Annotated in this window: 24 protein-coding genes and 1 pseudogene; all 25 read right to left on the bottom strand. The window is 65.8% G+C overall.

The genetic code is table 11. From position 1 onward, the window contains the following. Window position 1: 1 nt before the first annotated feature. The 25 genes and pseudogenes from J0I47_RS11840 to J0I47_RS11720 all read right to left on the bottom strand — a co-directional run bounded on the left by J0I47_RS11840 (window position 2) and on the right by J0I47_RS11720 (window position 20,346). A complete protein-coding gene (locus J0I47_RS11840; protein ID WP_203310715.1) occupies window positions 2–1,222 on the bottom strand; it encodes a TrbI/VirB10 family protein in 1,221 nt (406 codons plus the stop codon). Next, a complete protein-coding gene (trbG, locus tag J0I47_RS11835) occupies window positions 1,219–2,268 on the bottom strand; it encodes a P-type conjugative transfer protein TrbG (RefSeq protein WP_203310714.1) in 1,050 nt (349 codons plus the stop codon). The genes J0I47_RS11840 and trbG overlap by 4 nt, the downstream gene beginning before the upstream one ends. Continuing rightward, a complete protein-coding gene (gene trbF / locus J0I47_RS11830) occupies window positions 2,265–2,948 on the bottom strand; it encodes a conjugal transfer protein TrbF (RefSeq protein ID WP_099957426.1) in 684 nt (227 codons plus the stop codon). The genes trbG and trbF overlap by 4 nt, the downstream gene beginning before the upstream one ends. Then, complete coding sequence (trbL, locus tag J0I47_RS11825; protein ID WP_294047204.1) at window positions 2,948–4,303, bottom strand: P-type conjugative transfer protein TrbL; 1,356 nt, start codon at window positions 4,301–4,303, stop codon at window positions 2,948–2,950. Before trbL ends, trbF begins: the two co-directional genes overlap by 1 nt. A 4-nt stretch (window positions 4,304–4,307) precedes the next feature. Beyond that, a complete protein-coding gene (gene trbK-alt / locus J0I47_RS11820; RefSeq protein ID WP_203310712.1) occupies window positions 4,308–4,697 on the bottom strand; it encodes a putative entry exclusion protein TrbK-alt in 390 nt (129 codons plus the stop codon). A 10-nt stretch (window positions 4,698–4,707) separates the two neighbouring features. Next, window positions 4,708–5,484 (bottom strand): P-type conjugative transfer protein TrbJ, encoded by a 777-nt coding sequence (trbJ, locus tag J0I47_RS11815; RefSeq protein ID WP_203310711.1) that lies wholly within the window; start codon window positions 5,482–5,484, stop codon window positions 4,708–4,710. After that, complete coding sequence (trbE, locus tag J0I47_RS11810; protein ID WP_203310710.1) at window positions 5,481–7,937, bottom strand: conjugal transfer protein TrbE; 2,457 nt, start codon at window positions 7,935–7,937, stop codon at window positions 5,481–5,483. The genes trbJ and trbE overlap by 4 nt, the downstream gene beginning before the upstream one ends. A 12-nt stretch (window positions 7,938–7,949) precedes the next feature. Further along, the gene (locus J0I47_RS11805) at window positions 7,950–8,231 is read right to left on the bottom strand and encodes a VirB3 family type IV secretion system protein (protein WP_099957431.1); all 282 of its coding nucleotides are present in this window, start codon (window positions 8,229–8,231) and stop codon (window positions 7,950–7,952) included. Continuing rightward, window positions 8,231–8,563, bottom strand: coding sequence for a TrbC/VirB2 family protein (locus J0I47_RS11800; protein WP_168074010.1), 333 nt, complete (start codon window positions 8,561–8,563; stop codon window positions 8,231–8,233). The genes J0I47_RS11805 and J0I47_RS11800 overlap by 1 nt, the downstream gene beginning before the upstream one ends. After that, a complete protein-coding gene (trbB, locus tag J0I47_RS11795; protein WP_171131289.1) occupies window positions 8,560–9,543 on the bottom strand; it encodes a P-type conjugative transfer ATPase TrbB in 984 nt (327 codons plus the stop codon). Before trbB ends, J0I47_RS11800 begins: the two co-directional genes overlap by 4 nt. 169 nt (window positions 9,544–9,712) lie before the next feature. Next, window positions 9,713–10,147, bottom strand: a complete 435-nt coding sequence (locus J0I47_RS11790; protein ID WP_203310709.1) for a CopG family transcriptional regulator — start codon at window positions 10,145–10,147, stop codon at window positions 9,713–9,715. 9 nt (window positions 10,148–10,156) lie between these two features. Then, window positions 10,157–12,142: a conjugal transfer protein TraG gene (locus J0I47_RS11785; protein ID WP_294047203.1), complete on the bottom strand. Its 1,986-nt coding sequence runs from the start codon at window positions 12,140–12,142 to the stop codon at window positions 10,157–10,159. A 26-nt stretch (window positions 12,143–12,168) separates the two neighbouring features. Further along, window positions 12,169–13,908, bottom strand: coding sequence for a VirD2 family relaxase/mobilization nuclease (locus tag J0I47_RS11780; RefSeq protein ID WP_294047202.1), 1,740 nt, complete (start codon window positions 13,906–13,908; stop codon window positions 12,169–12,171). A gap of 244 nt (window positions 13,909–14,152) precedes the next feature. Then, a complete protein-coding gene (locus J0I47_RS11775) occupies window positions 14,153–14,914 on the bottom strand; it encodes a lytic transglycosylase domain-containing protein (protein WP_203310706.1) in 762 nt (253 codons plus the stop codon). Between the two features lie 3 nt (window positions 14,915–14,917). Continuing rightward, window positions 14,918–15,265, bottom strand: coding sequence for a DUF736 domain-containing protein (locus J0I47_RS11770; protein ID WP_099957438.1), 348 nt, complete (start codon window positions 15,263–15,265; stop codon window positions 14,918–14,920). A gap of 46 nt (window positions 15,266–15,311) precedes the next feature. Further along, complete coding sequence (locus tag J0I47_RS11765) at window positions 15,312–15,857, bottom strand: S26 family signal peptidase (RefSeq protein WP_203310705.1); 546 nt, start codon at window positions 15,855–15,857, stop codon at window positions 15,312–15,314. Further along, on the bottom strand, window positions 15,854–16,375 hold the full coding sequence (locus tag J0I47_RS11760; protein ID WP_203310704.1) for a DUF2840 domain-containing protein: 522 nt from the start codon (window positions 16,373–16,375) through the stop codon (window positions 15,854–15,856). Before J0I47_RS11760 ends, J0I47_RS11765 begins: the two co-directional genes overlap by 4 nt. Next, window positions 16,372–16,626 (bottom strand): hypothetical protein, encoded by a 255-nt coding sequence (locus J0I47_RS11755; RefSeq protein WP_203310703.1) that lies wholly within the window; start codon window positions 16,624–16,626, stop codon window positions 16,372–16,374. The genes J0I47_RS11760 and J0I47_RS11755 overlap by 4 nt, the downstream gene beginning before the upstream one ends. Beyond that, window positions 16,623–17,261 carry a ParA family partition ATPase gene (gene parA / locus J0I47_RS11750; protein WP_168073994.1) on the bottom strand — a complete coding sequence of 213 codons (639 nt, stop codon included), beginning with the start codon at window positions 17,259–17,261 and terminating at the stop codon, window positions 16,623–16,625. The genes J0I47_RS11755 and parA overlap by 4 nt, the downstream gene beginning before the upstream one ends. A 208-nt stretch (window positions 17,262–17,469) precedes the next feature. Continuing rightward, window positions 17,470–18,360 (bottom strand): replication initiator protein A, encoded by an 891-nt coding sequence (locus J0I47_RS11745; RefSeq protein WP_203310702.1) that lies wholly within the window; start codon window positions 18,358–18,360, stop codon window positions 17,470–17,472. Window positions 18,361–18,369: 9 nt separating this feature from the next. Further along, a complete protein-coding gene (locus tag J0I47_RS11740; protein WP_099957444.1) occupies window positions 18,370–18,648 on the bottom strand; it encodes a helix-turn-helix domain-containing protein in 279 nt (92 codons plus the stop codon). 180 nt (window positions 18,649–18,828) lie between these two features. Beyond that, window positions 18,829–19,440, bottom strand: coding sequence for a DUF2285 domain-containing protein (locus J0I47_RS11735; RefSeq protein WP_238941051.1), 612 nt, complete (start codon window positions 19,438–19,440; stop codon window positions 18,829–18,831). Window positions 19,441–19,453: 13 nt separating this feature from the next. Further along, window positions 19,454–19,615 (bottom strand): annotated as a pseudogene (locus J0I47_RS11730) (DUF6499 domain-containing protein); the annotation flags it as partial. Between the two features lie 101 nt (window positions 19,616–19,716). Further along, complete coding sequence (locus tag J0I47_RS11725; RefSeq protein ID WP_099957446.1) at window positions 19,717–19,983, bottom strand: DUF2285 domain-containing protein; 267 nt, start codon at window positions 19,981–19,983, stop codon at window positions 19,717–19,719. A gap of 120 nt (window positions 19,984–20,103) precedes the next feature. Then, window positions 20,104–20,346 carry a helix-turn-helix transcriptional regulator gene (locus J0I47_RS11720; RefSeq protein WP_168073986.1) on the bottom strand — a complete coding sequence of 81 codons (243 nt, stop codon included), beginning with the start codon at window positions 20,344–20,346 and terminating at the stop codon, window positions 20,104–20,106. Between the last annotated feature and the right edge of the window lie 178 nt (window positions 20,347–20,524).

The raw sequence follows: 20,524 nt of genomic DNA, 5'->3' as shown, positions 1-20,524 counted from the left end.
ATCACCCTCCATATGGTTCGAGTACCAGATCTCGCGTCACGATCACCCTGACCGGGAAGCCCGGCCGGATCGTGAGCGTCGGAGCGACGTTAAGCTGGCGGCGAACGATCTGCTGACCGGCATCGTTGATCGTGTCCTGGCCACCGTTGCGGATGGCTCGCAGCAGCCGGTCTTGATCATCGACCGCAAGTTCAGCACCGACGTTGAGGAGTGTGGACAGACCAGCGGCCTTGGCGAGATCCCACCAGTGGTAATCCACGCCGTCTTGAAGGCCGGCAAATCCTTGGGCGTCTGCGCCTGGTTGGCGCTCCAACACGATCGAGCGGCCGTTCGGAAAAATCAGCCGGTTCCAGACCAAGAGCACGCGGCTCTGTCCAAACTGGACGCTGTTGTCGTACTGGCCCACGACGCGCGTGCCCTGCGGCACGAGAAGGATGCGTCCGGTGGGACTGTCGTAGATGTTCTCGGTGACCTGCGCGGTGATCTGCCCAGGCAGATCGGAACGAATTCCGGTGATGAGCGCGGCTGAGATGACGGCGCCGGCTTGCAGAACGTTCGGCGACGGCGGCGCGACGACTCGATCGGGCGCTACCGTCCTGCGATCGGCGGCCGCATTCAGGAAGGCATTCTGACGATCTTGGGCCGAAGGGGTCGCAGGCGGCGGCGCGAGCCCGAGGCTGGCGAGGTTCGGCGCCGGCGGAGGCACGAGGGTCGGCGTCGTTGCGGGGGAACCGGCGCGGGACTCCGACCCGGAGAACAGCCGGCTGGTCCGGGCGGTCTCGATTTCCTGAAGGCGTCGCTGCTCCTCCTGACTTAGCCCGGGATTCGGCGTTGCGATGCCAGGAGCCGGAACAGGCTGTCCGCCGTTCGCCGGGCTGAGCATCGGCCGGCCGAGATCGCCCGGAAGCGGCGGACCGAGCCGAGGAACGCCGCTGTAATCGCGCGGCAGGCCCGCAAGCCCGTCGGCCGTCGAGCGGTTCTCTGTCGAGTAGAGTTCCTCATTGGGTCGGCCGCTGTCGCGGGTTTGAAGCGCGTAGATCAAGGCGCCGCCGAGGCCGAGGCTCGCGACCAGGCCCACGCCAGCCAGGACCTTGCGCGATAGCCGGGTGACGCGGGGTGGATCCGCGCGCAGCCGCATCGGCGCCGCGCTGGCCGGCTCGCCGGTCAACGGCTGCGCGTCGTCGTCGGGCGCACCCTCATTCCGGGGAGGGTTCTCGCTCACGAGGTCGGCCTCCCGTCGGTGCGGGTGATGCGAACGCGCCGCTGCCGATCGCCGGAACCAAACCGCAGCTCGGCGGCGGCGAAAAGGCGGTCGACGATCATGTGGTGCCCGCGCACGCGGTAGTTCACCAACTCCGAAGTGTCGCCCTCCGCGCCAACGACGAAGAGCGGCGGCATTTCGCCTTGACCGATGCCGCGGGGAAACTCGATGAAGACCTGGCGACCATCATCGAAAGCGCGCAAGGGACGCCAGGGTGCCCGATCACCTTCGATCGCATAGCGGAAGTTGACGTTGGCAAGATCAACACCGCTCGCCACAGGCTGCGCCGCCTGGGCCTCGGCGTTCTGCCGGCGTAGCGCAATGAGCTGGTCCTGCGGATACTGCCAAGACACGGAGGCCATATAGGTTCGCTCGGTCGAGCGAAGCTCCATGTGATAGGTGCGCAGGTTGGTGTTGATGACCAGGTTCGTCATCAGGTCGGCCCGCGTCGGCTTCACGAGGATGTGGATTTGGCGCGTGGCGCCCGATCCGCTCTCGGTGTCGCCGATGATCCAGCGGACCGTGTCCCCGGCCGCCACCGGACCGGCGCCGACAAGCTGCTCGCCAGGTTGGAGCGCGATATCGGTGATCTGACCGACGGCGGTATAGACCTGATAGAGCGCGCCTTGGGTAAAGGGATAGACCTGCATCGAATTGATGAAGCCGTCGCGCACCGGCTGGATGCGCGCGGCGGCGTTGGCCTGATTTACCCGCGCCGTCGGATCGGTGGGTTCGGGCGTGCGCCGCGATGGCTCGACCCGCTGCAACTGGCCGGGCAGCGGTAGCGGTCGCGGCAGCTCGACCACAGTGACGGGCGCAGGCGGGTCGACCGCCTGCACGGCGGGAGCCGCGTTGTCGTAGGAAATCTCGGGCGGCGGCGTGGTGGTGGCGCAGCCAGCGAGGGCGGTCGTTGCCAGCAGGATCGCCGGAATTGCGGCTCTGTGGAGAGCCGGAAATACGAGACTGTGTGAAGCCGGGTTTCCGGCTTTACGGAAAGACGGCTTCATTGCCCAAGCTCCCGTGACCAATTTATTGCGTTGACGTAGATGCCGAGCGGGTTTGCTCGGAGGCGATCGGCGTTGCGGGGGATCTGGACCACGATCGTCAGGATCGCGGTCCAGCGCGTGGTCTCGGCGAGTTGGCCGTTTTCGTAGCGGCGCTCGACCCAGGCAACGCGAAAGCTGTCGGGTGACGCGCGAATGACGCTGGAGACATCGACGGCGATCTGCTGGCGGCCTACCTTTGCGAACGGGTCGTTCGACCGCGCGTAGTCGTTCAGGGCCGCAGCGCCGCGATCGGTCGTGAAATCGTAAGCTCGCAGCCAGTTTTGGCGGACGATAATGGCGTCCGCGGGAATCGATCGGACCTGCTCGATGAAGCGCGCGAGGTGAAAGGCGATTTGCGGATCGGTCGGACGATAGTCTGCCTGAGCGGGGGCGACCGCTTGCGCCTGGCCGAGCCGGTCGACTTGGACCACCCAGGGCACGATGGTCCCGCGGGCTGACTGTACGACGAGCGCGGTGGCGAATCCGGCTGACAGGAGCAACGAGCCAAACGCCATCAATCGCCAATTTTTGGCCTGGATGCGTGATGCGCCGATGCGCTCGTCCCAAACTTGGGCGGCGCGCTGATAAGGCGTCTCCGGCTCGGGGGCCTTGCCGTAATGGGTAGAGGGTCGTTTGAACATCAGCGATCGCCTTCGGACAGGTTGACGGACAAGCCACCGCCATGTGCGTCGCCTGAGCGAACGGCATGGGCTGTGGCCTGCGCGGCGTGGGTCATGTGTTGGGAGCGCCGCATGCGTTGCGCCCAGGCCGGAGCGCCGCCAGCGCTCGCGGGCGCTGCTCCGTCGCCGGCGGCATCACCGCCGATCGAGCCCATGGTGGAAGTTCCGCCTGTGGCTTCGAATGCCGCCTTGCCGCCAGCGCTGAAGCTGGAACGCATGCTTTCGGCAGCGCGCGACGCGGCACGGCGCAGCGGCGACACGGCGGCGCTGCCGCCGGCGCGGGCGACCCCGCTGAGCCCGGAAGCGACGCCGGCTGCACCGGACTGTCCGGCTGCGCCAAGGCTATATGCGGTCGATGCGCCACCCGCGAGCGCGGCGCCGCCCCGAGCGGCGGCGGCGGCGCCACCAGCCAGTGCGGCACCGCCGGATGCGGCCGCGCCGACGGCGCCAGCGCCGAGAGCGACCATGCCACCGGCGGCAAGGCCCGTCCCGACGGCGGCGCCGGCGCTGAGTTGAGGACCGCCTGAGACGATCCCGCTGGCGATGCCGGGACCGAAGATGCCAAGACCGAGTAGCGACAGAGCGGCCAGCACGATCGCCATCGCTTCATCAATCGAGGGGTTCTGGCCGCCGAAACCGGACGTGAATTCGGAGAAGAGCGTCGAGCCGATGCCGATGATGACGGCCAGCACCAAGACCTTGATGCCGGACGAGATCACGTTGCCAAGCACCCGCTCGGCCATGAAGGCAGATTTGCCGAACAGGCCGAACGGGATCAGCACGAAGCCGGCGAGCGTTGTCAGCTTGAACTCGATGAGCGTGACGAAGAGCTGGATGGCGAGGATGAAGAAGGCGAGAAGCACCAGCGCCCAGGCCAGGAACATGCAGGCGATCTGGATAAAGTTCTCGAAGAACGACCAGTAGCCCATCAAGCTGGAAATGGAATCGAGCAGCGGCCGGCCGGCGTCCAGACCCGTCTGTGCGACCTTGCCCGGACGCAAGAGATCGGCCGTGGTGAAGCCTGTTCCACTGGCTTTGAGGCCGAGGCCCGCGAAGCTTTCGAAGATGATGCGGGCGAGGTTGTTCCAGTTGCCGATGATGTAGGCGAAGACACCGACGAACAGCGTCTTTTTGACCAGCCTGGCCAAGATGTCGTCGTCGGCGCCCCAGCTCCAGAACAGCGCGGCCAGCGTCACGTCGATCACGATCAACGTGGTCGCAATGAAAGCGACCTCGCCGCTGAGCAGTCCGAAACCGCTATCGATGTAGCGGGTGAAGACCTCGAGGAAATGGTCGATAACGCCGGTGTTGCCCATGACGTTACCGAGCCTCGTCGAGCTGTGGGGTGACGGTTGGCGCGGCGGGCGGCGGCATCGGAGGGTTGCGCTCATCAGGCTGAGGGGTGAGGCTCTCTCGCGGCGCGGACGGCATGTCCGGCAGACGCTCGGCCGGGCGGGCACCGGGCGCGAGGAAGCGGTTTCGGTTCTCGGCCCATGCGCGGCGGCACGCCGGATCGCGCGGCCCGTCTTCGCCGAGCGCCTGGCAGCGGATCAGGGCGTCGCGCAGCGGATCGACCCGCGCTTGAACGGCGCGGCCTGACGACCAAGACGCTGGCGCCTCCTCTTTCCGCGTCATCTCGATCGCGGTCGCGGTGATCGCGACGGCGACGAACACCGCGGCGCCGATCCTGGCGAGCATCTTGCCGTCCATGGCCGCGGTCTCAGTTGCCGTTCGGGAACATACGGGCGTTGCCCGGCTGGTAGCCGCTGCCAGGCGTCAGGAAGCGACGGCGTTGCTCACGACCCTGCTCGGCCGCGGCCGCACGCTCGGCCTCGGACAGACTCTGCGCACGGCCGTTGGCGGCCACGACCGCGGTGAGGTCGGCAAGCTGCTGCGCCTGCAGGGCGAGAAGCTGGTTGCCGGCCTGGGTCGCCTGCAGCGCACCGGTCGCGCCCTGGCTCTGCCCGACAAGCGCGGACATCTCGCTACGGTTGGTGTCGATGTTGCCAACAACGCCGGCCTGGACGCGCATGGCGTCCTGCAAGCCGCCGACGGTGTTCTGCCAGCGTTCACGCGCCTGCGCGACAAGCGCCTGATCGGAAGCCGACATCGATGCATTGCCGTAGGTGGTCTGAAACGCGCGATCGATTTGCTGGACGTTGAGGGCGATGCCCTGCGCCTGTTGCAGGAGCTGCTGCGTGCGCTGTACCGATTGCTGAAGCTGCTGAAGCGACGAGTATGGCAGGCTCGCAAGGTTGCGGGCCTGATTGATCAGCATTGTCGCTTCGTTCTGAAGCTGCGTGATCTGCTGGTTGACCTGCTGGAGCGTCCGCGCAGCCGTCAGCACATTCTGCGCGTAGTTCGTCGGATCGTAGACGATGCCGCCGAATTGGGCCGCCGCTGGCGTGCTGATAAAGATCGAGATAGCGACTGGTGTCGCAGCGATGATCGTGGCGAAACGCAGTGCGCGTGAGCGCGAACGGAATGAGCGTGTCATGAGAATACCTCCTGATTGGCTTGGGGGATGACGTTGGTGAGGTTGGCAATGAGATCGGCAGCCCAGGCGAGCCGGCTCGAGATCAGCCATTCGGAGAGGAAGCCGTCGGTGCCGCTGCGGGCGTGAACCTCGGCGATCAGCGCCTGGTGCTGCTTTGATGAGACTGCGCACAGCGCCAGCGCGACATCGGATAGCCCGAGTTCGAACAAGCGGTTGCCGCGCCGCGACTGGCAGTAATAGTCGCGCTTCGGCATGGCGCGGGCGAGGATCTCGATCTGCCGGTCATTGAGACCGAAGCGGCGATAGATGGCGGTGATCTGCGGCTCGATCGCGCGCTCGTTCGGAAGAAGGATGCGGGTCTGGCAGCTCTCGATGATCGCCGGTGCAATCGCCGAGCCGTCGATGTCGGAGAGCGACTGGGTCGCGAAGATGACGCTGGCGTTCTTCTTGCGCAGCGTCTTCAGCCATTCGCGGAGCTGGCCGGCGAATCCCTCATCGTCGAGCGCGAGCCAGCCTTCATCGACGATCAGGAGCGTCGGCCGTCCGTCGAGGCGGTCCTCGATGCGATGGAAGAGATAGGCGAGCACGGCGGCGGCGGCGCCGGTTCCGATCAGTCCTTCAGTCTCGAACGCCTGGACGTTGGCCTCGCCGAGATGTTCGGCCTCTGCGTCGAGGAGGCGACCATAGGGTCCGCCGACGCAGTAGGGTCGCAACGCCTGCTTCAGGTCGTTGGACTGGAGCAGGACGGACAGCCCGGTCAACGTGCGCTCGGAGACCGGCGCCGACGCCAACGAGGACAGCGCCGACCACAGGTGTTCCTTGACCTCGGGCGTGACGGACACGCTCTCCCGCGCCAGGATTGCGATCAGCCAGTCCGAGGCCCATGCGCGCTCTGCAATGTCGTCGATCCGTGCAAGCGGCTGGAGTGACACGCTGTCTTCGGCCCCTTCGGTGAGGCCGCCGCCGAGATCATGCCAGTCGCCGCGCATGGCGAGCGCCGCGGCCCGGATCGAACCACCGAAGTCAAAGGCGAAAACCTGAGACTGCGGATAGCGCCTGAATTGCAGCGCCATGAGCGCGAGCAGTACGGATTTGCCGGCGCCGGTTGGGCCGACGACCAGCGTATGGCCGACGTCGCCGACATGGATGGAAAGCCGGAACGGGGTCGAGCCTTCGGTTCTGCCGTAAAGCAGTGGGGGTGCATCGAAGTGCTCGTCCCGTTCCGGTCCCGCCCACACCGCTGACAGCGGGATCATGTGGGCGAGATTGAGTGTGCTGATGGGGGGCTGGCGGACATTGGCGTAGACATGGCCGGGCAAGGAGCCGAGCCAGGCGTCTACGGCGTTGATGGTCTCCGCCATCGCGGTGAAATCACGTCCCTGAACGACCTTTTCGACTAGACGCAGTTTCTCGGCGGCGATGCGCGGGTCGTCGTCCCAAACGGTGATGGTGGCGGTGACATAGGCTTGGCCGGCATAGTCGGCGCCGAGTTCCTGAAGCGCCATGTCGGCGTCGGCCGCCTTGTTGGCCGCGTCGGTGTCGACGAGCGCCGAGGCCTCGTTGGTCATCACCTCTTTGAGAATGGCGGCGATGGACTTGCGCTTGGCGAACCATTGCCGACGGATCTTGGTCAGCAGCTTGGTCGCGTCAGTTTTGTCGAGAAGGATGGCCCGCGTCGACCAGCGATAGGGAAAGGCCAACCGGTTCAACTCGTCGAGGATTCCGGGCGTCGTCGCGGTCGGGAAACCGACGATGGTGAGGATGCGCAGGTGCGTTTCCCCGAGGCGCGGTTCGAGTCCGCCGGTCAGCGGTTGATCGGCCAGAAGAGCGTCGAGATACATCGGCGTCTCGGGGACGCGAACACGATGACGCTTCGTCGAGATAGTCGAATGCAGATAGGTGAGTGTTTCGGCGTCATCGAGCCACGCGCATTCCGGCATGAAGGCGTCGATCAGGTTCAAGATACGATCGGTACGATCGACGAAACCGCGCAGCACTTCGCGCGCGTTGACGCCGCCATGGTCGCGACCCTCGTATAGCCATGCTTCGGCACGCGCCGCGTCTTCGGCCGGCGGCAGATAGAGGAAGGTGAGGAAATAGCTGGACTCGAAGTGCGCGCCTGCTTCCTCGAAGTCGGCCTTGCGTTCGGCGTCGACCAGCGCAGAGGCGCTGTCGGCGAACATGCTCGAGGGATAGGTCGCGGCGTCGTGGCGTTGCGCTTCGACGAAGATGGCCCAGCCGGAGCCGAGACGTCGGAAAGCGTTGTTGAGCCGGCCCGCGACTGCGACGAGCTCGGCCGGCACGGCGCTGTCGAGGTCAGGACCGCGGAAGCGCGCAGTACGCTGCAGGCTACCATCCTTGTTGAGGACGACGCCTTCGCCGACCAGGGCGACCCAAGGCAGGAAATCGGCAAGCCGGGTATTGCGATTACGATATTCGGCAAGGTTCATCATCGCGTCGTTCCCTCAGACCGACAGGTGGCCGGGGACGCGCAGATGCTTGCGCACGACGTCGACGAACTGCGGATCGCGTTTGGCCGCCCAGACCGCCGCGAAATGCCCCACAGCCCAAAGCCCGAGGCCGACTAGCCATAGGCGAAGGCCGAGGCCGAGCGCGGCCGCCAGCGTGCCGTTGAGGATGGCGAGCGAACGCGGCGCGCCGCCGAGCAGGATGTGCTCGGTCAGCGCCCGGTGCACGGGAACGGAGAAGCCCGGCAGCTCGCCGCCATGATCCGCGCCGTCAGCCATCAAACGAGCGCCCCGCCGCCAAACGAGAAGAACGACAGGAAGAAGCTCGACGCCGCGAACGCGATCGACAGGCCGAACACGATCTGGATCAGCTTGCGGGCGCCGCCCGACGTGTCGCCGAACGCGAGCGTCAGACCAGTGATGATAATGATCATAACGGCGATGATTTTCGCGACCGGCCCCTCGATCGATTCGAGGATTTTTTGAAGCGGCGCCTCCCAGGGCATGGACGAGCCCGAAGCGTGGGCGGCGGGTGCCAAAGCGAGCGAAAGAAAAATCATGCACACCGCTGAGGCGATGTGCCGGCGGATACGCAAAGCGTGTTTGATCATGACGGGTCTCCTGCGGAGGGCTGGCTTGCGGGGGTGATGCGGTAGTCGCCCTCAGGGCCGAGACCTTCGACGCGGGCGAGTTCGGCTAGGCGACGCGAGGCGCCGCGGCCGGAGAGCACGGCGACCAGATCGATCGTCTCGGCGATCAGCGCGCGCGGGACGGTGACGACGGCTTCCTGGATTAGTTGTTCGAGACGCCGCAGCGCTCCGATCGCGGTGCCGGCATGGATCGTTCCGACGCCGCCTGGGTGCCCGGTGCCCCATGCCTTCAACAGGTCGAGTGCTTCGGCGCCGCGGACCTCGCCGATCGGAATGCGATCCGGCCGCAGGCGGAGCGAAGAGCGGACCAGATCGGAGAGCGAGGCGACGCCGTCCTTCGTCCGCATCGCCACCAGATTGGGCGCAGCGCATTGCAGCTCGCGCGTATCTTCGATCAGGACCACGCGATCCGAGGTCTTCGAGACTTCGGCAAGCAGAGCGTTGGTGAGCGTGGTTTTGCCGGTCGAGGTGCCGCCGGCGACGAGAATGTTGCGCCTGTCGGCAACGGCCTGACGGAGGGTTTCGGCCTGACCAGCCGACATGATCCCGGCCGCCACATAGTCGTCCAGGGTGAACACCGCGACGGCGGGCTTGCGGATCGCGAAGGCCGGCGCGGAAACGACCGGGGGCAACAGCCCTTCGAACCGCTCTCCTGTTTCGGGCAGCTCGGCCGAAACGCGTGGAGCGCCGGGATGCACCTCGGCGCCGACATGATGCGCGACCAGGCGAATGATGCGCTCGCCATCGGCGGGCGACAGTCGTTCACCCGTATCGGAAAGACCTTCCGACAGCCGGTCGACCCAGAGCCGCCCATCGGGGTTGAGCATCACCTCGACGATCGCGGGATCTTCCAGAAACGTGGCGATCGCAGACCCGAGGGCTGTGCGCAGCATTCGCGCACCGCGAAGAATCGCTTCCGATTTCTGGTGAGTTGCCGCCACGTCGTCCCCGTTCTCTTGCGGGTCCGCGATGTGCGGCCCTGGATCGGGGATGAGTAGAAGAGGCAGAAATCATGGCCTGACAACAACCGTCATGTGGTAGTCGTACTGTGGCGTACAAAGACAGGAGAACGGCGGAACGCTCGAATACTTGCGGCGCGCGCGTCAATGATTATTCCGCGTCGCGCGCGGGCGGGATGTCTTCCGAAATCTCCTGTCTGAGCTTCGGTCCTGTTGCGAGTCGACGGCCGAGCGCGGTCACGAAGGCATCATAGCGCTCCCCCGCCTTGGCGCGCGCCGCGAGCTGGGCCGGCTCGGGCAAGGGCGGATTGGACGTCAGCCAAAAGCGGATGAATACGGCGAGCGTCTCGACCGATATGCCGAGATCGCGCTCCATGCGCGCCATACGCCGATCGAGCTGGTCGAGCCGCTTTGTCGTCGCCGCTTCCTGCCGCTCCGCAGCGTCGGGTGATAGGAAAGACGCGATGCCGGCCTCGGCGACCAGCGAAAGGGACACGTCGCGCCGCGCGGCATGGACAGCGAGCGCCTTCATGACGTCCGGATCGAGATAGACGGACAGACGCTGCTTCTTCGGAGGCTTGCTCATCGGCGCCTCCTAAAGCTCGATGCCGTCGCCCGGATCCAGCGACGCCTGTCGAGCGACCTGGCGCATGGTCTGGGTCATGCGGCTGAGGCGAGCGGCGTCCTCCTCGACTTCATCGCGAGGATCGATCTCGAACTCGTTCTCGATGACCGGCTTACGCTCGACTGTCTTGGTGCGGCTCAGCTCAGGCTGGTGCCTCCGCTCCGAATCCGTGGGATCATCATCTCCTGCATCCTCCGCGGCGACGGGCGTGTTCAGCACAGGGCGTTCGGGCAAAGCGAGCGTGCTCCAATCGTCGGCCCTCGCGGTTGTCGGCTTGGTGAGTGCGGGCGGCGTCAGGATGCGTTCCTGAAACCTGCGATCCTCGTAATAGCGCGCCTTCTTGGCGCGGATCGGTGGAATGCCGGCGACCATGACGATCTCGTCCGACGGCGGGAGCTGCATGATCTCGCCCGGCGTGAGCAGTTGCCGTGCGGTCTCCGAGCGCGACACCATCATGTGGCCGAGCCAGGGCGACAGACGATGGCCGGCATAGTTCTTCATCGCCTTCATCTCGGTGGCAGTGCCGAGCGCATCCGAAACGCGTTTGGCGGTTCGCTCGTCATTGGTGGCGAAGCTCACCCGAACATGGCAGTTGTCGAGGATCGAGTTGTTCGGGCCGTAGGCCTTCTCGATCTGGTTCAGCGATTGCGCGATGAGGAAGGCCTTCAGGCCATAGCCTGCCATGAAGGCAAGCGCGCTTTCGAAGAAGTCCAGGCGGCCGAGCGCGGGAAACTCGTCGAGCATCAGCAGCAGACGATGGCGCTGGCCCTTGGCGTGCAGGTCCTCGGTCAACCGGCGCCCGACCTGATTCAGGATGAGACGGATGAGCGGCTTGGTCCGGTTGATGTCGGAAGGCGGCACGACGAGGTAGAGCGTGGTCGGATGCTTGCCGCCGACCATGTCGGCGATGCGCCAATCGCAGCGGCGGGTGACCTCGGCGACGACGGGATCACGATACAGGCCCAGGAACGACATCGCGGTCGACAGCACGCCGGACCGCTCGTTGTCGGATTTGTTGAGCAGCTCGCGGGCCGCGCTGGCGATGACGGGATGCGGGCCGGCCTCGCCGAGATGGGCGGTTTTCATCATCGCCGCGAGCGTCGACTCGATCGGCCGCTTCGGATCGGACAAGAATGCGGCGACGCCGGCCAGGGTCTTCTCAGCCTCTGCATAGAGGACATGCAGGATCGCACCGACCAGGAGCGCATGCGATGTCTTCTCCCAGTGGTTCCGCTTCTCGAGCGAGCCTTCCGGATCGACGAGGATGTCGGCGATGTTCTGCACGTCGCGGACTTCCCACTCGCCGCGCCGCACCTCGAGCAGCGGATTATACGCGGCTGACTTCGCGTTGGTCGGATCGAACAGCAGCACGCGACCATGGCGGGCGCGGTAGCCGGCGGTCAGCGTCCAGTTCTCGCCCTTGATGTCGTGAACGATTGCCGAGCCCGGCCAGGTCAGCAGAGATGGCACGACGAGCCCGACGCCCTTGCCGGAGCGGGTTGGCGCGAAGCACAGCACATGCTCTGGGCCGTCATGACGAAGATAGTCGCGATCATGCTTGCCGAGCACGACGCCATCCGGGCCGAGCAGGCCCGCGGCCTTCACCTCGTCAGGCCGGGCCCAACGGGCAGAGCCATAGGTCTCGACATTCTTTGCTTCGCGCGCGCGCCACACCGACATGCCGATCGCGACCGCGATGGAGATGAACCCGCCCGACGCGGCGATGTAGGCGCCCTCGACGAAGATCGGCGGGGCGTAGGCGTCGTAGAAGTACCACCACCAGAAGAAGGAAGGCGGATAATAGATCGGCCAGCCCGCCAACTCGAACCAGGGGGTGCCGAGCTGAGGCTGAAAGCCCAGACGATAGGCGGTCCACTGCGTCGCGCCCCAGGTCGTCATCAGCACGATCAGGAAGACGGTGAGGATCTGGCCCCAGAGGATTTTCGTCGCCGACATGGCGGGCACTCCTTGTCTAGGTTGGGCTACATGCCGAGGCCGCGATTGCGACCGAAGCTCCAGTCGACGCCGCCGGCCCCGCGCGAGATGCCGGATACGTGCTGGCCGACGTGGCGTTCGAGGGATGGCGACCAGGGGACGAGCTGGAAGCCGAGGCCGTCGTCGATCATGGCGAAGCGGCCGGAGGCGAGCGCGAAGCGCTGGCGGTAGGTGCCCGCGACATACTCGCCCGCTCCAGCCTTCGAGAATGGCCGGCCGGTCTCGACCGCGAGTTTTTGCCCCAGCGCTTCGACCTCACGTTGGCGCAGCCCTTCGATCAGCCCCGACGAGAAACTGACGCCCCGGCTCTGCCGCTCGGCGAGCCCTTCGCTGATGAGATGGTCAGCCCGGCGGTCCATCGCCTGACGCACCTCGGCGCCGAAGCCGCCGCCGCCAAGCGCGACCGGGTCTCGGGCAATCGCCTGCCGGTCTAGCCAGGTGGCGCCGGTCGCATGAACCTGCCGCTCGATGTCGAGATCGGAGCGGACGGCGAGCGCGACGCGGCGACGGCCCTGCGCGTCGTCGAACTTGCGCAGCTCGACGATCGAACCTGGGGCGCTGTCGCCGGCTGCGTCGAGATCGGGAAGCTTGATGTGATGGGTGCGCCCGTCGGTGCCGTCGACCACGGCGTAGGCTGTCCCCTTCAGCTCGTCGTCGAGGCCGCGATCGACCAGCCGACCGATGACGGGATCGTCGAGGCTCTCGCCGGCGAGCACATAGCTGGCCGTCCCGCGTTCGATACCGCGCTCGCTCAGGCCGCGATGAATGCGCTTGATAATGTCGCCGCGCTCGCCCAGCTCGCGCAGCGTCGCCTCGGCGTTATCCGAGACGACCCATTGGCCGGGGCCGATCTGATCTGCAAGGCCGAGCGTCTCCAGCTTCCGCAAGCGGCCAACCTTCATCGCATGGAATTCGTCCGGCTGGCGGTCGGGATGCGGGGCGAGGTCGACGACGCCGGTGCGATAGGCATCACGCGAAAGCTGGCGGTCTAGGTTGGTCCAGCGCTCTGCGCCGACCTGCCGCTCAAGGTTGCGGCGGATCTCGTGGTCGGTCCGCGGCCCTAGCTCCTGGGTGACGAGTTCCTGCGCGCGGGCGCGCATGCCTTCCTTGATGTAGTCGCGGGAGATGACGAGGTCCTGGCCGTCGTCGGTCCGACCCCGCAGGATAATGTGGACGTGGGGATTGTCGGTGTTCCAATGATCGACGCCAACCCAGTCGAGTTTCGTGCCGAGATCCTTTTCCATCTGCCCCATCAGGTCGCGGGCGTAGGCCTTGAGGTCGGACATCTCCGTGGCGTCCTCGGGCGAGACGATGAAGCGGAAATGATGACGATCGTCATGGGTCCGCTCGGCGAAGGCCTTCGGGTCGGCGTCCTCGGTCTCGGGACCGAACAGGCGCGCCTTCTCTCCATCCCGGGTCACGCCCTCGCGCTTGAGATAGCTGAGGTGCGCGCTGAGCGGCGCGGTCCGAGCGCCATGACGGACGACTCGCGTCTTGATCACCGTGTTGCGCGATCGGCTGGTGAGCAGCCGGTTGGCCTGGACGGTCGCGCGCTGACCGCGCCCGAACCGCGAGCGGTTGCCCGAGCTGATCTTGCCGGAGCGGGAGATGCTGCCGCCGGCCCGCTGCGCGGCCGCCAAGGCCTGCGCGATGAAGGGCCGCGCCTGCTGAGCCCGGGTGGAGCGGATGCGACCAGGCCGGATGCGGAAATCGTCCTCGCCGCTCATGGCCGAGGCCCCGCACATCGCGCGAAGCCGCCGAAATTCTTGCGGAAATCGCGAAAGCGCAGGCTGTGCCGATCAGGCGCACCTCGCGCGGACGCGGAATAAGTCTTTGAAAACACACGACCGCACCCAGCCGCACCTCGCGCGCTTTTATCTCGCCATCGTGCGGTTGTGCTGACTGCTCCTTCTTCCCGGACCGCCTTCCGTCCGCGAGACCACGCTATGGTGCGATCCGGCACGAACGCCGTCATCGGGGGCCTCCATAGGCATTGCGCGCCACGAAAAGCCCATCGGGTTGGGATGCGATCGCGCCCTGATCGCGCGCCGGATCGGTCGTTGCGGCGTCGCCGGGCGCGCTTCCGCGACGCACTGGCGTTGCAGTCGCGCTGCTGGCCGACTGCACGACGAAGAGCGGCGCCCGTGTCCATGCGAGCGGATCGGCCGCGGCCACCCTGACGGGCCCGGCGAGTTCGCCGCCGCCGACAACGGGGGCGAGCGCGGCGACATAGGCGCGCGTTTCGGCAGGTAATGGTCGGCCGGCGAGATACTCCTCGTAACGACCGGGACCGGCGTTATAGGCCGCCAGGAAGCCGGGCGAACCGTAGCGATCGTGCATCTCGCGCAAATACGCCGCGCCGGCCAGGATGTTGTCGCGCGGGTCGTAGGGATTGCCGCCGAGCCGATGCCGGACGCGGAGTTCGGCCCAAGTGGCGGGCATGACCTGCATCAAACCCATCGCGCCGGCCGACGATATCGCGCGCACATCGCCCGCGCTTTCGACGCGCATCACTGCACGGATCCACGTTTCAGGAACGCCGAAACGCTGTGCGGCCTCGGTGATGTAGGTGGCGTACGGATCGCTTTGCGACGACCGCTCTGCCGGCGTTTGTTGCGCGCTGGCGGGGCCGGTTACCGGCATCGCTAGTAACAGGCCGGAAAGGAGGAGGAAGGTTGTACGTCGGAGGGCGATCCTCCCCCCGACGACAGGTTGAATGCGGGCAGCGGACATCGCTCAGTCCCGCTCGCCGCGCTTCGGCGGGCGGTTCCAGTGCAGGCCCCAGGCGGATTTGTCGTCGGCCGACTGAAACAGGTTGGCGCGGATCGGATGTTCAAAGGTCGGATCGTCGAGTTGCAGCGATACGTACTCGCCAGCTTTCTCGCCGGTGCGCTTCCAGCCGGCGCCGATCTCCGCGCCGGTCTCGTTGCTGTTGGTGTCGAGCACATGGACGCGGAAGTCTGGCGCGTTCTCCGCATCGGACGGTTCGGCCGCGACGATGATGATGTCTTGGTGCAGAGACAGCGTCGTCAGGTGGCCGATGAAGCCGTCATTTTCGCGTATGAATTGACCGATCACGGGCATTGGTCGTCTCCTTCAGATTGCGGTGGACAGGGTCATGGGCGTGCCGTCACCGCGTCGGCGCGCGCCAGACGAAGCGGCCATCGCCGTCCTCGTCGGTGTAGAGAGGGGTGGCCCGGCCGATCACGGCGGAGGCCGGGAGCGGGCCGAAATAGCGACCGTCGAGGCTGTCGCGGACTTGCCAGTTCATCAGGAACAGTTCGCCGGCCGCGACCGAGCGGCAGCCCTGCCACACCGGGAGCGGGCGACCGCGACGATCGCGATCGAGCGCGTCGCCCATCGGCACGGCGTCGATGGTGATGGCGAGCCCGGTCCGGCAAACGCGCTGACCCGGGACCGCAGCGACGCGCTTCAGAAGCGGCACGCCGCGCGGCAGGTAGCCGCCATCGGACAGGAAGGTTGCGAGCGGCTCGGGCGCGTCTACGGCCACCAGATCGGTCACGTCGACCGCGCCCACATCGCCGATCGTGTAGAAGCCGACCGGCGTGCTGGCGGACGCGTTCCAGATCAGGCGCGGCGCGAACGAAGCGATCGAAGCCACGCCGATAAGCGAGACGGCCGCCGTCGTGATGATGGCGTAGGAGAGCCGGGTCATGCGCCGATCTCCCGGCGCAGGAGAAAGGCGCGGTGCTGGCGCGGACCATAAGTGCGCGGCGTTTCGCCGACGGTCATTCGGTTGTGGACATGGCGCCAATGGTCCGGCGAGACCTCGATCGGGTCGATGCCGCGCGCCTCGATGGCGTCGATGAGCTGGAGCATGCGCTCCACCTTCGGCCAGCCATCGACGTGCAGCAGGACCTCTGCGCCGGGCGTCACCGTCGGGACGGTCTGACACGGCGCGTCGCACTCGACCGTGCGCAGGATGTCGAGGCGCGAGACCACGGTGCCGTGCTCGTTCGCCGCCCAGCGCACCAGCGCGAGAACGCTGCCTGGAGGGAAGAAGAGAATGCGGCGGCGGCGGTCGAGGATCTGCTCGCGCCGCTCGCGACCGAAGCGAATCCAGTGCTCGGTCTGCTTCTCGATCCAGACGAGTTCGACCTGGGTGAAAGCTTCGGGCGGCGGCTCGGCGGCAGCACGGCCGAAGCGCATTGGCGCGGCGACAAGGCCGGTCATTGTCCTTCTCCTGACGGGGGTGGGAATTCACGCTCGAACAGCGCGCGCAGCATGTCGGCGACGGTCTGGCCGCGCTGGAAGGCGGCGATTTTGATGCGGCCCCGCATGTCGGCGGTGACGTCGATCGTCAGCCGCGCCGAGAAATCCTCGATGGGGTGAGACCGGGGGGAATGGCGGTCGGGCGCCTTGATCCAATCTTCGGGATCGGCAGGACGTGCCGCAAAGCTGCGCTTGGAGGACCGCTCTCTCATGCACCGACCCTCGCCACTTCCGCCGCGAGCGCGGTGATCTCGCGCGCGCCAGGGCAATCCTCGTCCTGCTCGGCGGCGAGCCGACCGGTTTGCACGACGTCGGCAAACACGATGCGCTGGCCGATCGTGGTCGAGAGCAAAGGCGGGTCTTGATCCGCCAGCGTCTCGGCGGTCTCGCGGGCCAGGATCGTGCGAGCGGCGCAGCGGTTCAGCACGAAGCGCGCGGCGAGCTGCGGGCGATAGATGCGCGCCTCGCCGAGCAGCGCCAGCATTTCGGCTGACGCCCAGCCATCGAGCGGCGACGGCTGCACCGGGATCAGCACGAGATCGGCAGCAAGCAGCGCCGAGCGCATCAGGCCGGCGACGCGCGGCGGTCCGTCAATGACGACGTGGTCGACATCGCGCGCCAGCTCCGGGGCTTCTCGGTGGAGCGTATCGCGGGCCAGACCCACGACACCGAACAGCCGCTCCAGCCCTTCCCGGGCGCGCTGCTGCGACCAGTCGAGCGCTGAGCCTTGCGGATCGGCGTCGACCAGTGTGACACGCTGCCCACGGCGAGCCCATTCACCGGCCAGATGCAGGGCGAGCGTCGTCTTGCCGACGCCGCCCTTCTGGTTGAGCAGCGCCACGATCATGACGGTCTCCCGGCGATCGGGGACTCGTCCACAGCGGCCGAAAAACGCGGTCGCGTTAGAAAGATTCCGTAGGAATCTAGGTTAGATAAGTTACGGGGCTCGCAAGCTGCTGATTCAGCGCGAGGAATCGACGATTCCGGTCCCTGATAGCACGAGAGTCCGGTCCCCGATGGCACGATAGTGCCGGTCCCTGATAGCACGAGGCGATTCACAGCTTATCCCCAGGGTGCGATTTGGCGCGGCGACGGCGGCGCGGGATGCCGAGGGAATCCGGATCGGTCGGCACGAAGGAGAGGATTTCCGGACCGCCGAGGCACTGCTCGATCGTCAGCCGGTAACCGGGCAGCGGCTGGCGCTTGACGATGTCCCGCAGGTCGTAGGCAAAATGCTTGAGCGGCGAGAGGCTGCCCGACTTGGCGTGCAGATGGGGGAAGTCGAAGCTCCAGCCGAACTCCTGCTTGCCGCCATGTTTGCGCACCAGGCGGTACAGCCAGCGTTCGAGGCCGCCGGTCAGGCCGAAGTAATTGCGGTCGATCGTCAGCACGAGGGCGTCGTCGAGCACCGCGCCATAGAACCAATCGGGCACGATCAATTCGAGACCGAGCGGGCGGCCGCGATGATCGGCGCGCTCCTTCCATTCGTTGATCCAGGAGAAGCGATGCATTCGCCGCTCGGTCGGTTGGCGGATCGAGGTCGCGACGGTGGTCGACTGGAGCCGGTCGAGCGCTGCCTTGAGGCGGTCGTAGTCGCGCAGCGACACGCCGCGGCCGATGAAGTTGAGGATTTCGTAGGGGGTGGTCGCCATCAGGCGCGACGGGCGGAGCCCAAGGTCGCGCGCCTCGACGATCTGCGAGGCAGCCCAGATCAGGACGTCGGCGTCCCAGATCGTCGCCATGCCATGCTCGGCGACGGCTTCGACACGAATCTTCACCGCGCCGGCCTTGAAGTCGATCGGCGCCAGGCGCTTCGACTTGGCGAGCGAAAAAAACGGATAGGCCATGAGATCCTGCGCGTCGCGGGGCGCGAGATCGCCGGGCAGCGCCCGGAACAGATCGAGTTGCGCGCGCTCGCCGCTGTGATGCTGATGACGGGACGACATGCGACCGTCTCAGCGCAGTGTGCGGCCTACGGCGAGCGACGCGGCCTTCTGGGGCTTGGCGGGTGGAACGTTTCCGCTCGGATCGGAGGTCGAGGTGACGAGACCGCGATCAGCCCAGGCTTGAAGGTCGTTTATGGAATAAACGACGCGGCCGCCCAGCTTGCGATAGGTTGGACCAGTGCCATACGTACGGTGCTTTTCAAGGGTGCGCTCCGATAGGCCCAAGAAGCGCGCTGCTTCCTCGGTGCGCAGGTATCGTGGCGGTAGATTGGCGGCTTCCTCGCCCATGATCGAACCTCCGTGCTCTCGCGGCGGCCGCTACGGATGAGCGGCGGCCTGCGGGTACGGTGGCGAAAGAAGGCCGGTCAGTTGTCGTGGAGATTTGGGGGGAGCCTAATTCCCACACCGTGATCGGATCGTCGTCCGAGGCCGGCGGTCTGCGGCGCATCGCATGGCGGGCTGAGCCGGTTAGCCGCGGCGGCGGCGATGCCGAAGGAGTTTACGGTAACCACCCTCGATCATGCGTCTAGCTTCGCGTAGCAGAGACATGATTGCATGTCGGCGCGACGAGGCTTGCCATTCGTCGCGACTGACATCGCCGATATCGAAGATCACCTGCGCAATCGACTGCTGCGTGGCGCCGTCGCGGAAACCGTCGAATGCTTGGAGCATTCTGCGAGCTCTGGCACGTTGCTGGGCTGTCAACCGCGTGTCTGGTGGCACGGCGCGGTGATGAAGCGTCGCGAGCAGGCGTTCAACCGACTCCAGACGGTCGAAGCCGCTGATGTCGAGCGGGATGACCGCGACCAACGGGGTGATCGTCGCCGACTCGCCGATCTGGATAAGCTGCAGCGATGGGACGCCAGCGTCATACAGTCTGAAATCTGCGCCGATTGAATCAGATGCAAGCGGCGGCGGTAAGATCGGCGCTGTTGTTGTCGTCGAGAGAAGGTCTGGCGCCGTGTCGAGAATAACAGTGCTGGTATCGTCCGTAGGCGACCAAAGCACGGGAGCGGCCGGCGGCGGATCCAGCGGATCGACAGGGAAATCGCAACCCCCAACGGAGTCGGAAGTCTTCAAGATCTTGTTCGGGAGAGATGTCGCGATGCAGGAGCGCCGTGAAGTCACGGTCGTAGGCGTCATTGCGCCGAAGCCACTCCCAAGCAAGGTCAGACGCGCTCAGTCTATCGACGTGATCATAATTTGCCGAGGCTCGCCACTGAGAGGAATCCGGCGTCACAGCTTTGCTCCTCATCGTCTTCCGATCGAGTTCGGACTGACAATGATTACCGTGAGTTGCGTTGCGCGGAAGTCCAGGTTGAAGCAACAGGTGTTGCTCCCGAGGCATCGCGGGCGCTAACGGGCAAGGCTCTCTCTCGCGACTTCGCGGTAGCCGTGCTCGGACATCCAGCGCGCCCGTGCGAGGTGTGTCGCATGAACGCGACGGCAACGCTCCGGATCAGCGTCAGGATCGAGGCCGAACAACGTGCGTGTGGCTTCTCTCCAGTCGGCTCCGTCGCGCCATGAATCGATCAGGCGCAGGTACAAGGCCATATGCGCCCGGTCGTACGGCGTGAGAGCCGATCCCGTTGGTGCTTCATCCTTGAAGTCGTGCGTCGTCACCGCATCCCCCTGATGTCCGAAATATCCACTGTGGAGGGATTTGTTAACGATGATCTGACGCCGTTACGAATGCAAGGCGTGTCGCCGGACAATCGCGTCACGGCGGCGATATGCCGATAATCAGCGACGAACCTTGTGATCGACAAGCATGACCCCTACGCCTTGGTCGGAGCTCAAGAAGACGATCCCATCTCGTTCCAAGGCCCGTCTCACCTCGTCGCGCGTGCTTTCGTAGATCCCGAGATTGCTCTCGGATTCCAATCGCTTGAGTGCAGTGAGGGATACACGGGCCTTGTCCGCGAGCGTCTCCTGTGTCCAACCCAGCAAAGCGCGTGCGGCCCGCGATTGTCGGGCGGTGATCATGCATGATCACCTCCCACTTGGACCTACGCGCACGCCAGAACTACGACTTCTCTATTCGGATCAGGCCGCTAACACGGTCCAATCCCATATCCAATCGTCATTTACATACTATAGTTGATAAACTCAAAGTATGTAAATCACGATCCTCCTGCGCATGGATATGCGCAAATTGGTCGGC

This window comes from Sphingomonas sp. (assembly GCF_017304635.1).
Lineage (GTDB): Bacteria > Pseudomonadota > Alphaproteobacteria > Sphingomonadales > Sphingomonadaceae > Sphingomonas.
The sequence above is the reverse complement of the archived record's forward strand: the minus strand, read 5'-3'. Positions and strand labels throughout refer to the sequence as shown.